This is a genomic window from Streptomyces pratensis (assembly GCF_037137275.1).
Lineage (GTDB): Bacteria > Actinomycetota > Actinomycetes > Streptomycetales > Streptomycetaceae > Streptomyces > Streptomyces pratensis_B.
The window spans coordinates 54282-66161 of record NZ_JBBBEN010000079.1; the positions used below are offsets into that span (position 1 = coordinate 54282).

General features: G+C 74.1%; 10 protein-coding genes. 7 read left to right on the top strand and 3 right to left on the bottom strand.

Annotated features, from left to right (window positions below; translation table 11 throughout):
- Positions 1-420: 420 nt before the first annotated feature.
- On the bottom strand, positions 421-1470 hold the full coding sequence (locus V9U70_RS09895) for a polyprenyl synthetase family protein (RefSeq protein WP_336674120.1): 1050 nt from the start codon (positions 1468-1470) through the stop codon (positions 421-423).
- Positions 1467-2525, bottom strand: coding sequence for a tetratricopeptide repeat protein (locus V9U70_RS09900; RefSeq protein WP_336674121.1), 1059 nt, complete (start codon positions 2523-2525; stop codon positions 1467-1469). The genes V9U70_RS09895 and V9U70_RS09900 overlap by 4 nt, the downstream gene beginning before the upstream one ends.
- Before the next feature lie 604 nt (positions 2526-3129).
- Between V9U70_RS09900 and V9U70_RS09905 the strand changes: the two genes are divergently transcribed.
- On the top strand, positions 3130-4425 hold the full coding sequence (locus V9U70_RS09905) for an alpha/beta fold hydrolase (protein WP_336674122.1): 1296 nt from the start codon (positions 3130-3132) through the stop codon (positions 4423-4425).
- A 48-nt stretch (positions 4426-4473) separates the two neighbouring features.
- On the opposite strand, the gene V9U70_RS09910 is transcribed toward V9U70_RS09905, so the two are convergent.
- Positions 4474-5046 carry a rhodanese-like domain-containing protein gene (locus V9U70_RS09910; RefSeq protein ID WP_336674123.1) on the bottom strand — a complete coding sequence of 191 codons (573 nt, stop codon included), beginning with the start codon at positions 5044-5046 and terminating at the stop codon, positions 4474-4476.
- A 196-nt stretch (positions 5047-5242) separates the two neighbouring features.
- Between V9U70_RS09910 and V9U70_RS09915 the strand changes: the two genes are divergently transcribed.
- The 6 genes from V9U70_RS09915 to V9U70_RS09940 all read left to right on the top strand — a co-directional run bounded on the left by V9U70_RS09915 (position 5243) and on the right by V9U70_RS09940 (position 11862).
- A complete protein-coding gene (locus V9U70_RS09915; RefSeq protein ID WP_336674124.1) occupies positions 5243-5974 on the top strand; it encodes a PIG-L deacetylase family protein in 732 nt (243 codons plus the stop codon).
- A 64-nt stretch (positions 5975-6038) separates the two neighbouring features.
- Complete coding sequence (locus V9U70_RS09920; protein ID WP_336674125.1) at positions 6039-6635, top strand: helix-turn-helix domain-containing protein; 597 nt, start codon at positions 6039-6041, stop codon at positions 6633-6635.
- A 124-nt stretch (positions 6636-6759) separates the two neighbouring features.
- Positions 6760-7725: an NADPH:quinone oxidoreductase family protein gene (locus V9U70_RS09925; protein WP_336674126.1), complete on the top strand. Its 966-nt coding sequence runs from the start codon at positions 6760-6762 to the stop codon at positions 7723-7725.
- On the top strand, positions 7722-8915 hold the full coding sequence (locus V9U70_RS09930; RefSeq protein ID WP_336674127.1) for an acyl-CoA dehydrogenase family protein: 1194 nt from the start codon (positions 7722-7724) through the stop codon (positions 8913-8915). The genes V9U70_RS09925 and V9U70_RS09930 overlap by 4 nt, the downstream gene beginning before the upstream one ends.
- The gene (locus tag V9U70_RS09935; RefSeq protein WP_336674128.1) at positions 8912-10030 is read left to right on the top strand and encodes an acyl-CoA dehydrogenase family protein; all 1119 of its coding nucleotides are present in this window, start codon (positions 8912-8914) and stop codon (positions 10028-10030) included. Before V9U70_RS09930 ends, V9U70_RS09935 begins: the two co-directional genes overlap by 4 nt.
- Before the next feature lie 224 nt (positions 10031-10254).
- Positions 10255-11862, top strand: coding sequence for an ABC transporter substrate-binding protein (locus V9U70_RS09940; RefSeq protein WP_336674129.1), 1608 nt, complete (start codon positions 10255-10257; stop codon positions 11860-11862).
- The last annotated feature ends 18 nt before the right edge of the window (positions 11863-11880 follow it).

The window sequence follows — 11880 nt, forward strand, 5'->3', positions numbered from 1 at the left end:
TACGACCACCTGGGGATTACCCGAGGGGCAGGGCCGTCCGGGTGGCCGTGCGGTGTACCGCCGTGCGCAACGGCGTTCGCGTTCCCGGCGGGCCACGAGACCCGGGGGAGAGCCGTCGCGCCGTCCGGGGGACCTTTTGGGGGGAGCGGCCGCCGGTCCGTCACGCTTTCGGGGCATGCCGCGCTCCGCCGATCGCCGCACCGGGTGGCGGCCCCGCGCACCGGTCGATGTGCGCCACACGGGTGTCCGCGGGACTCCGGGCTCCGGTACGTGGCGTCCTCGGCCCCGGAGGCGGGCCTCCCCGGGCATCGGCGGGCCAGCGGCGGAGTGCGCTGCGCCCTCGTCGGCTCCGGTCCTCGCGGCCGACGCCGCCCCGGGGAGCGGGCCGCCCACCGGCTCCTCGCGGTGGACGGCCCCGGATCAGGCGGTGCGGTCGACCAGGTACGGGATCAGGGTGAGCAGGTCCCCCCGCGCCCCCTCGGCCAGGGGGGCCCGGTCCAGACAGGCACGGGCCGACGCCAGGTGCTCGCGGGCCTCGGCGACCACGGCCCGCCGCCCCCCGGCGGCGTCGGTCAACTCGGCCGCCCGGCGCGCCGCCGCGTCGTCGAGCGGCTCCTCGGCGGTGAGCAGGGCCTCCAGCCGCCGGGCCGCCGGGTGGTCGGCGGTCAGGGCGGCCAGCACCGGGTACGTCTTCTTGAGCCGCCGCAGATCGCTGTGCACCGGCTTGCCGGTGACCTGCGGGTCGCCCCAGATCCCCAGCAGATCGTCCACCGCCTGGAACGCCACGCCCAGGTGCCGGCCGGCCCGGTCCAGGGCTTGCGCGGTGCTCGGAGGAGCGCCCGCCAACACCGCGCCCAGAGCCGCGGCGCAGCCGAGCAGGGAGCCCGTCTTGTGGGTGGCCATCGTCCGGTACTCCCGCGGCAGGACCGCCTCGGGCCCGGTCCACGGCCGGGACTCGAAAAGCAGGTCCTGCGCCTGACCGCGCACCAGGTCCCCCAGCGCGCCCGCCATCCGCCGCACGGCCGCCGCACCGCCGGGCCCGGGGGCCTCCGCGAGCGTCGAGACGGCCAGCGCGAACATCGCGTCCCCAGCGAGGACCGCGGGGCCGGTGCCGTACGCCTTCCAGAGGGCCGGGCGGCGCCGACGCGTCTCGTCACCGTCCATGATGTCGTCGTGGATCAGGGAGAAGGTGTGGATCAGCTCGACGGCGACCGCGCCGCCGACCGCGTCGGCTCCGCTGCCGCCCGCGGCCTCCGCGCCGAGCACCGCCAGGGCCTGGCGCACGCCCTTGCCCTGCGATCCGGGCGCCGGCTCGCCGCTCGCGCCGCTCCAGCCCAGGGAGAACGCCGCCGTCTCCGCGTGCCAGGGATGCAGTCGGCTCACCGACTCCACCAGCGCCGGCCGGACCAGCTCACGGCACCGGTCCAGTATCTGCGGCGCGCTCGCCTGGCGGGTCGTGGAGAGCGTCATCGCGTCTCTGCCCCCTCGCCGGCCGCGACCGGCTCCACGCCCAGCTCGACGTAGGCCCGCTCGACCATCTCCCGGGCGTTGAGCAGCCCGATCCGGCTCAGCCGGCCGCGCAGTTCGTCCAGGTCGGCCGCGGTGGCGTCGCGGTCCCGCCCGAGCCTGGCCCGTGCCTTGACCAGGCCCAGCGAGGCCAGCGCCTCGCCCCGGGGCTCCGTCATCGCCCGGAACTCCCCGAGCGCCTGCTCGTAGACCTCCCGGGCCTCCTCGTAACGCCCGGCCCTGAACAGCACGTTGGCCCGCATCTTGTGGTTGTACGCCAGTGCGCTGGAGAGGTTCATCGCACGGCAGGTGACCTCGGCCTCCGCGAGCAGGCCGAGCGCCCGCTCCGTCTGCCCGTCCCGGAGGGAGAGGATGTCGGCCATGCCGCGCAGGGCCCAGGCCCGCCCCCGGCGGTCGTCGGCGTCGCCGGCCAGACCCGCCGCCTCCTCGAACATCTCCAGCGCGGTGTCCAGGGAGCCGGTGTTGCGGTGGATCTGCGCTATGCCCTCCAGCGCCCAGACCGTGTGCCGGGCCTCGCCGCGGGCGCGGGCCTCGGCCAGCAGTTGTTCGTGCAGCGTCGCGACCGTCGCGTAGTCGCCCTGAATCCGGCCCGTCTCGGCGAGACCGGCCAGGGAGTAGCCGCGTGCCACCACGTCACCGCTCTGCCGTCCCAGCTCCGCCGCGAGCCGGAGCAGGCGGAACGCGAGGCGCAGCGCACCGCGCTGCCGGGCCAGCGTGCCGCCGCTCCACAGCGCCCAGGCCATCGCTCCGGTGCTCCCGGCGGACCGGGCTGCCCGGTAGCTGGCCTTCCACGCCCGGTCCGCCTGGGCCACCTGTCCCAGGCGGCGGTGCGCCTCGGCGACGGCGAGCCCGGCACGCGCCACCTCCTCGCGGGACCCGGAACGTTCGGCCTGCTGGAGATGGCGTACGCCCTCGGCCAGCACATCGGTGAGGGAAGCGTTCACCGACATCTTGGTCAGAGCGCCCTGGTACTCGGGCGCCAGTGCCTTGGTCTGCATGGGATGCCTTCCGCGCGGCGCCGGGCCGCCCCGAACCTCTATACGCGTGGTGTATACGTCAGGTGTATAGCTGACCGGTCGTGCAGGCCCGGCATGTGTGGGGGTGAACGCCGCGCGTCGGCGCGGCGAACCGTCCTGTCAGGGATCAAGACGACGGCCGGGGAAGGAGGGTTGCTCCCGAGCCCCAGGCAGTTCGCGCGCCCCCGGCGTCCGGCCCGACGCGGCCCGCGGCCGGGCCGGACCGCCGGGCGTCGGCCGGCCCGTGCTTCCCCGCCGCCTCTTCCCGTACGTCGAAGCCGGTGCCGCACCGCCCGCCGGGCACCGAGACGCGGATGCGGAAGCGGGCCCCTGTCAACAGGGGGCGGACGGCGAAGGGGCGCCGCCGGGCCGGAGCGCCCGCGCGAAGACGGCTTTGCCCGAGGAGACCGCCCAGGAGGGCGCGTCGCGCCGGGGCGGTGCGGGAGGACGGAAGCGCCGGGAGCGACGGGCCACGGCTGGGCGCGGCCGCCGCCGACGGCCCCCTTCCGCCCCGCTCGGCCGGCCCATGTGCTGAACTGGGCCTTTCGTCTGGATCAGAACCGGACCCCCGGATTCAGGAGTCCTCGTGCACAGTTACCGGCAGCCCGGCGTCGTCCTCACCGACCGGCGTTTCACCGTCCCCCTCGACCACGGTGACCCCGGCGGCGAGCAGATCGAGGTCTACGGACGGGAGGCGGTGGCGGCCTCCCGCGCCGCCGAGGAACTGCCCTGGCTGGTCTACCTGGAGGGCGGCCCCGGATTCGGCGCGCGTCGGTTCGTCGGCACGGAGGCCTGGCTCGGACGCGCGCTGCGCGACTACCGGGTGCTCCTCCTGGACCAGCGCGGGACCGGTCTGTCCACCCCGGCCAACCGGCAGACCCTCCCGCTGCGCGGCGGCCCGCGCGAACAGGCGGGCTACCTGGCCCACTTCCGCTCCGACTCCATCGTCCGGGACTGCGAGCTGATCCGGCCCCGGCTCACCGGCGGCGCCCCCTGGACGGTCCTGGGCCAGTCCTTCGGGGGCTTCTGCGCGGTCCGCTACCTCTCGGCCGCGCCCCAAGGGCTGAAGGCGGTGCTGATCACCGGCGGTCTGCCCTCGTTGGACGCGCACGCGGACGACGTCTACCGGGCCGCGTACCCGCGGGTCGAACGGAAGGTCGCCGCTCACTACGCGCGCTACCCGCAGGACGTCGAGCGCGCCCGCTCCATCGCCGCGTACCTGGCCGAGCACCAGCCCGAGAGCGCCGGCCATCGGCTGACGCCCGAGGTCTTCCAGTCGCTGGGCATCATGCTCGGCAGCGGCAACGGCAGCCACCAGCTCCACTACCTGCTGGAGAACGCCTTCGTCCGCACACCCCGCGGCCCCCAGCTCTCCGACGCCTTCCAGGAGGCCCTGCGCAACGCCACCTCGTTTGCCGGGCACCCGCTGTACGCCCTGCTGCACGAGGCCATCTACGGCCAGGGCGAGCGCGCGACCGACTGGTCCGCAGAACGCGTACGGGCCGAGTTCCCGCAGTTCGACGCGGCGGCCGCGCAGACGGGCGGGGCGCCGCTCCTGTTCACGGGTGAGACCATCCACCCCTGGCACTTCGACGTCGACCCGGCGCTGCGCCCGCTGCGCGAAACCGCCGAACTGCTCGCGCGGCGCACGGACTGGCCGGTGCTGTACGACCCCGTCAGGCTCGCCGCCAACGAGGTCCCCGTCGCGGCGGCCGTCTACCACGACGACATGTACGTCGACACCGAGCACGCGTTGCGCACGGCGGCGGCGATCTCGGGCCTGCGCACCTGGGTGACGAACGAGTACGAGCACGACGGGGTGCGCGCGGGCGGCCCCAGGGTGCTGGACCGGCTGCTGGCCCTGGTCAGGGGCGAAGCCTGACCCGTGGGCCGTCCGGGACCGTCCGGCCGCCGGGCGGCCCCGGACGGCTCAGCGCTGGAGGGCCTCCAGCGTGGCGTCCAGGTCGCCCGCGGAGCGGGGAGCCCGGTTGTGCGGCAGCTTCGCGAGGGCGGCGGCCATCTGGCAGGTGTCGGTGACCGCGGAGAACACCAGGCCCGCGCCGACTCCGGCGGAGAGCCAGCGCGCCGCGGGGAAGCGGACGCCCGCCACCAGGCCGGCCACCACCAGTGAACCCGCCGCGAACCGTACCTGGCGCTCCATGGGCCAGGCGGCGGGGGCTCCGTCGGGGCGGTCCAGACCGCGGCCGTCGCTCTCCCAGGCCGAGGTGCCGCCGGTCAGGGTCACGGCCTCGATGTCCGCGCCCGCGAGGATCTCGCACGCCCGTGTCGAACGGACCCCGGAGGCGCACACCACCAGCAGCGAACCGCGCGCCGAAGCGGACTTGAGCGCGGGCAACGCGTCGGGCAGCTTGTCGAGCGGGATGTTCAGCGCGCCGGGCACATGGCCGCCGGCGTACTCGCCGGGACCGCGCACGTCGATGACGGTGAACTCCTCCAGGCGGGCGGCGACCTGGGCGGGGGTGAGGGATGCGGTGCTGGTCACGAGTGGGTTCCTTTCGTTCACCGGGGTGGCGGAGGGGGCTGCGGCTTCTCCTGCCCGAAAGCGGGGACAAGGTGCGCGATGACCGCCACCTTCTCCAGCCTCGCACGCCGGACGGTCCGGACGCCCCGGGGCCGTCCGTCGCGCCGCCGGAGCGATGTCCACCGCGCGTCACGGGGCGCCTGGGTAGCCTGCGGACATGACGCAGCGACTCGAACCCCTGCCCACCGACTGGCGGCGCGCCCTGGCGGTGGTCGCCCACCCCGACGATCTGGAGTACGGGACGGCCGCAGCCGTGGCCGCCTGGACCGACGGCGGCCGCGAGGTCGCCTACCTCCTGGCCAGCCGGGGCGAGGCCGGGATCGACACCCTGCCGCCAGAGGAGTGCGCTCCGGTGCGCGAGCGGGAGCAGCGGGCGGGCGCCGCCGTGGTCGGTGTGCGCACGGTGGAGTTCCTGGACCACCGCGACGGCGTGATCGAGTACGGCCTCGACCTGCGCCGCGACATCGCCGCGGCCATCCGCCGTCACCGCCCCGAACTGGTGGTCACCCTCAACCACCGGGACACCTGGGGCCAGACCGCCTGGAACACCCCCGACCACCGGGCGGTCGGCCGGGCCGCGCTGGACGCGGTGGCCGACGCGGGCAACCGCTGGATCTTCCCCGAACTCCTCCGGCAGGGCCTCCAGCCGTGGCACGGAGTGCGCTGGACCGCGGTGGCCGGGAGCGACCGGCCCACCCACGCGGTCGACGCGACGGCGGGCTTCGAACGCTCGGTCCGATCGCTGCTGGAGCACCGCACCTATATCGAGGCGCTGACGGCCGAGGACCCGGAGCGGTACTGCCGGACCTTGCTGACGGACCTGGCCCAGTCCGCATCCGAGCGGTTCGGCGGTCGGCCCGCGGTCACCTTCGAGGTCCTCGCCCACTGACCTCCGCCCCTCTCCTCGCAGAGGGCGTATTGACAAACCGGCTTGCTGATTCTGCACTGTCCGTATGAAAGAACACGACCGGGACGACCCGGAACTGGAGGCCGTGCTCTCCGGGGTCGGCCCCCGGCTGCGCCGCCTGCGCAAGGAGCGGGGGGTCACCCTCTCCGCGCTCTCGGCCGCCACCGGAATCTCCGTCTCCACCCTCTCCCGGCTGGAGTCCGGCGGCCGCCGGCCCAGCCTTGAGCTGATACTCCCCATCGCCCGCGCCCACGAGGTGCCGCTCGACGACCTCGTGGGCGCCCCGCCGGTCGGCGACCCGCGGGTGCGGGCCAAGCCGATCGTGCAGCACGGCCGGACCATGCTGCCGCTGACCGCCCGGCCGGGCGGGCTCCAGGCGTACAAGATGATCCAGGAGCCCGGCGGCGACCCCCCGCAGCAGCGCACGCACGAGGGGTACGAGTGGCTGTTCGTGCTCTCCGGGAAACTGCGGCTGCTGCTGGCCGAACACGACCTGGTGCTGGGGCCGGGCGAGGCCGCCGAGTTCGACACCCGGCTGCCGCACTGGTTCGGACCGGCGGAGGACAAGCCGGTGGAGTTCCTCAGCCTGTTCGGGCCGCAGGGTGAGCGCATGCACGTGCGGGCCAAGCCGAAGCGCGGCTGAGCAGTCGGGCACAGACCGGGTGGAGGTGTTCCCAGGCGGGCAAGCAACCGCTTAGTATGCGGCGCGACAGTGGTAATGCCGACCGCGGCAGCGGTTGACGCCGACAGCGTTGTGGAGGCCCCTCATGCAGGCATGGCGAGTGCACCGGAACGGCGAGCCCGGCCAGGTGATGCGGTTGGAGGAGACGCCCGGGCCCACGCCCGGCGACGGGCAGGTACGCGTCGAGGTCCGGGCGGCGAGCGTCAACTTCCCCGACGCCCTGCTCTGCCGGGGCCAGTACCAGGTGCGGCCGCCGCTCCCGTTCACCCCGGGCGTCGAGGTGTGCGGAGTCACCGAGGACGGGCGGCGGGTCCTGGCCACGCCCGCCCTGCCCCACGGCGGCTTCGCCGAGTACGTCGTCGCGGACGAGGCGGCGCTGCTGCCCGCTCCCGACGCGCTCGACGACGCCGAGGCCGCCGCGCTGCACATCGGCTACCAGACCGGCTGGTTCGGCCTGCACCGCCGCGCCCGCCTCCAGCCCGGCGAGACCCTCCTCGTCCACGCGGCGGCCGGCGGCGTCGGCAGCGCCGCCGTGCAGCTCGGCAGGGCGGCGGGCGCGAAGGTCATCGGCGTCGTCGGCGGACCGGAGAAGGCGGCCGTCGCCCGCGAGCTCGGCTGCGACCTGGTCGTCGACCGGCGGAGCGAGGACATCGTCGCCGCGGTGAAGGAAGCCACCGGCGGGCGCGGCGCCGACGTCGTCTACGACCCGGTCGGCGGCGACGCGTACGCCAAGTCCGTCAAATGCATCGCCTTCGAGGGTCGCGTCGTGGTCGTCGGCTTCGCCAGCGGAGTCATCCCCACCCCGGCCCTCAACCACGCCCTGGTGAAGAACTACTCCGTCCTCGGACTGCACTGGGGCCTCTACAACACCAAGGACCCGGCCGCCGTCCGCGCCTGCCACGACGAGCTGACCGAGCTGGCCGCCCGGGGCGCCGTCAAGCCCCTGATCAGCGACCGGGTCGCGATGGCCGACGCCGCGAAGGCGGTCCAGCGCGTCGCCGACGGCACCAGCACCGGCCGGATCGTCGTGCTGCCCGGAGGCGCCCGATGAGCCCCGTCGTCGACGCTGCCGAGGTCCGCCGCCGCACCCGTGAGCTGCTCGCGGAGCACCCGCCCGCCGCCACCGCCCGCGCCGACTTCCTGGCGGCCCGCTTCGACGCCGGACTGGCCTGGGTCCACTACCCGGTGGGTCTCGGCGGCCTCGACGCGCCCCGCTCCCTCCAGCAGGTCGTCGACGCCGAACTCGCGGAGGCCCACGCGCCCGACAACGACCCGCGGCGCATCGGCATCGGTCTCGGCATGGCCGCGCCCACCCTGCTGGACTTCGGCGCCGACGAGCAGAAGCGGCGCTTCCTGCGCCCCCTGTGGCTCGGCGAGGAGGTGTGGTGCCAGCTGTTCAGCGAACCGGGCGCCGGCTCCGACCTCGCGGCCCTCGCCACCCGGGCGGTCCGCGGCGAGGACGGCGACTGGATCGTCGACGGGCAGAAGGTCTGGACGTCCAGCGCCCATGTGGCCCGTTGGGCGATCCTGATCGCCCGCACCGACCCGGACCTTCCCAAACACCGCGGCATCACCTACTTCGTCTGCGACATGACCGACCCGGGGGTGGAGGTCCGGCCGCTGCGCCAGATCACCGGCGAGGCCGAGTTCAACGAGGTCTTCCTCACCGGGGTGCGCATCCCGGACAGCAGACGTCTCGGGCCCGTCGGCGAGGGCTGGAAGGTCGCCCGGACCACCCTGATGAACGAACGGGTCTCCATCGGAGGCTCCAGCCGCCCGCGCGAGGGCGGCATGATCGGCCCGGTCTCGCGGACCTGGCGCGAACGGCCCGAACTGCGCACCCACGACACCCACCAGCGACTGCTGACCCTCTGGGTGGAGGCCGAGGTCGCCCGGCTCACCGGCGAGCGGCTGCGCCAGCAGCTCGCCGTCGGGCAGCCCGGCCCGGAAGGCTCGGGGTTGAAGCTCGCCTTCGCCCGCCTCAACCAGGAGATCAGCGGCCTGGAAGTGGAACTCCTCGGGGACGAGGGCCTGCTCTACGGCGACTGGAGCATGCGCCGCCCGGAGCTGGTCGACTTCACCGGACGCGACGCCGGCTACCGCTATCTGCGCTCCAAGGGCAACTCCATCGAGGGCGGCACCAGCGAGGTACTGCTGAACATCGTCGCCGAGCGCGTCCTCGGCCTGCCCGTCGAACCCCGCAGTGACAAGGACGTCGCCTGGAAGGACCTGAACCGATGACCGCGCCCGCCCGGCCCACCGCCACCCCGGACCTGCTCTACTCGCAGGACGAGGAGGACCTGCGCTCCGCCGTGCGCGCCCTCCTCGCCGACCGCGCCGACGCGCCCACGGTGATCGCGGCGACGGAGTCGGCCACCCCGTACGACCCGCGGCTGTGGGAGGCGCTCGCCGCGGACATCGGCGCCGCCGGGCTCCTTGTGCCGGAGAGGTTCGGCGGCCAGGGAGCATCGCACCGTGAGGCCGCCGTGGTCCTGGAGGAGCTGGGCCGCAGCGTGGCCCCCGCGCCGTACCTGACCAGCTCCGTCGTGGCCACCGAGACCCTGCTCGAACTGGGCCGGGAGGACGGGCCCGCCGTCGCGCTCCTGGGCGACCTGGCCTCCGGCCGCCGGACCGCCGTGCTCGCCGTGCCGTTCGGCACCGGGCCAGCGGGCGCGGCGGGGGCCACGACCTCGCTGGAGGGCGCGGTGCGGGGCGTGGGCGAAGCGGCCGCGGCCGACGTGCTGCTGGTCCCGACGGACCGGGGGCTGTACGCGGTCGAGGCGTCGGACCCCGCCGTCACCGTCGAGCCCCTCGTCCCGCTCGACCTGACCCGCCCGCTCGCCGACCTCGCACTGGCCGGCGCGGCCGGGACGCTCCTCGCCGGGCCGGACGCGAGCGCCGCCGCCGTGCGGCGCGGACTGCTCGCCGGAGCCGGGCTGCTGGCCTCGGAACAGCTCGGCCTCGCCGAGTGGTGCCTGACCGAGACGGTCCGCCACACCCGCGAGCGGCACCAGTTCAACCGCCCCCTCGGATCGTTCCAGGCGCTCAAACACCGGATGGCCCAGCTCTGGCTGGAGGTCGTCTCGGCCCGCGCCGCCGCCCGCAACGCCGCCGACTCCCTGGCCGCCGACCGCCCCGACGCCCCGCTGGCCGTCGCGGTGGCCCAGGCCTACTGCTCCGGCGTGGCCGTCCACGCAGCGGAGGAGTGCGTACAGCTGCACGGCGGCATCGGGATGACCTGGGAGCACCCGGCGCACCTGTACCTCAAGCGCGCCAAAGCGGCCTCGATCGCCTACGGCACGGCGGGCAGCCATCGCGAGGCCGTCGCGGCGCTGACGGAGCTTCCGGCTCCGTAACCGCGCCGGGCCGGGCTTCGGCCCACCGCCGGGCCCGGCCCGCCGCACCGCCGGATCGCTGCCGCAGCCGCCCGTTCCGTCGCGGATCTCCCGGCCTCGCCCCACCGCCCCGCACCGGACACCCCGTCTCGCCCGTCGAGGCGGGGTGTCCCACGTCTTTTCTGTGCTGTTTAATTGCACGTTGTTCGCAACAACAGTCGATCTTGAACAGGGATGTGCAGAGTATGACGGCCCGATCGATACGGCGGGCGGTCGCCGCCACGCTGGTGACCGCGCTCACCCTGACCGCGGCAGCCTGCTCCCATCCGGACAGTTCCCAGGGCGGCTCCGATGGCGGGTCGGCCTCGGCCGTCGTCGGCATCGCCTACGAGCCCGACAGCCTCAGCCCGCTGCTCGGCTACGGCAAGGACGGCAACTCCAAGATCTTCGACGGACTGCTCGCCCTGGACGCGGACATGCAGCTCCGCCCCGCCCTCGCCGCCGAACTTCCCGAGATCAGCGACGACGGCTTGACGTACACGTACAGACTCCGCCAGGGCGTGAAGTTCAGCGACGGCAAGGCGTTCGGCGCGAAGGACGTCGTCTTCACCTACCGCACCATCCTCGACGAGAAGACGAACAACGCCTCCCGCACCGAGCTGGACGCCGTCGAGGACGTCACGGCCCAGGGGGACCACACGGTCGTCTTCACCCTCAAGTACCCCTACGCGCCGTTCGCCCAGCGCACCGTCCTGCCCATCGCCCCCGAGCACATCGCCGGCGAGCAGGACGTCAACACCGGGGCCTTCACCACCCGCCCCATCGGCACCGGGCCCTACGTCCTCACCCAGTGGTCCAAGGGCGAGAAGCTCAGTTTCACCGCCAACCCGCACTACTGGGGCGGGGAACCCGAGGTGAAGAAGTTCACCATGGCGATCATCAAGGACGACGACGTGCGCGCCACCCGGCTGCGTTCCGGCGAACTCGACGGCGCCATCCTGCCGCCCAACCTCGCCCAGGGCTTCGCCGACGACGACAACCGTACGACGTACGCCGCCACGACGTACGACTACCGCACGGTGACCCTGCCCACCGGCAACAAGGTCGCCGGCGACACGGCCGTGCGCCGCGCCCTCGACGTCGCCGTCGACCGCGAGACCATGGTCGAGGCCATCCTCAACGGCAGCGGCAAGCCCGCCTACGGCCCCGTCCCCACCGACAGCGAGTGGTTCGCCGAGGGCACAGAGCGCCGCCACGACCTCGCCGCGGCGAAGAAGATCCTCGACGCAGCCGGGTGGAAGACGGGAGAGGACGGCGTGCGGGTCAAGGACGGCGTCCGCGCCGCCTTCCCGCTCTGGTACCTCACCGGTGACAAGCTCCGCCAGGAGCACGCCCTCGCCTACGCCTCCGACGCCAAGAGGGCCGGCATCGACATCACCGTCGAGGCCGGGACGTGGGAGGTCATCGAGCCCCGGATGAAGCACGACGCCGTCCTCGCGGGCGGCGGCTCACCCGCCGACCCCGACTTCGACCAGTACACCCTGCTGAAGTCCTCCCTGGCGGGCGACGGGTTCAACAACATGGCCTGGTACGACAACAAGGCCGTCGACGCCGCCATCGAGGCGGGACGCCGCAGCGGCGACAAGGCCGAACGGAAGAAGGCGTACGACACCGTCCAGCGCGAGCTGGTGAAGAACCCCGGTTACACCTTCCTCACCCACATCGACCACCTCTACGTCGTGGACGACCGCTTCGGCGAGCTCACCACCCAGATCGAGCCGCACGACCACGGGCTGGCCTCCGGCCCCTGGTGGAACGTGGAGAAGTGGAAGACCGGAGGCGCGGGCAAGTGAGCCACCGCCTCCCCTGGG

Excerpts from the sequence above, each read along its gene's own strand:
- V9U70_RS09930 (WP_336674127.1), top strand. The coding sequence starts at position 7,722 with ATGAGCCCCGTCGTCGACGCTGCCGAGGTCCGCCGCCGCACCCGTGAG.
- V9U70_RS09920 (WP_336674125.1), top strand. The coding sequence starts at position 6,039 with ATGAAAGAACACGACCGGGACGACCCGGAACTGGAGGCCGTGCTCTCC.
- V9U70_RS09900 (WP_336674121.1), bottom strand. The coding sequence starts at position 2,525 with ATGCAGACCAAGGCACTGGCGCCCGAGTACCAGGGCGCTCTGACCAAG.
- V9U70_RS09935 (WP_336674128.1), top strand. The coding sequence starts at position 8,912 with ATGACCGCGCCCGCCCGGCCCACCGCCACCCCGGACCTGCTCTACTCG.
- V9U70_RS09940 (WP_336674129.1), top strand. The coding sequence starts at position 10,255 with ATGACGGCCCGATCGATACGGCGGGCGGTCGCCGCCACGCTGGTGACC.
- V9U70_RS09925 (WP_336674126.1), top strand. The coding sequence starts at position 6,760 with ATGCAGGCATGGCGAGTGCACCGGAACGGCGAGCCCGGCCAGGTGATG.
- V9U70_RS09915 (WP_336674124.1), top strand. The coding sequence starts at position 5,243 with ATGACGCAGCGACTCGAACCCCTGCCCACCGACTGGCGGCGCGCCCTG.
- V9U70_RS09895 (WP_336674120.1), bottom strand. The coding sequence starts at position 1,470 with ATGACGCTCTCCACGACCCGCCAGGCGAGCGCGCCGCAGATACTGGAC.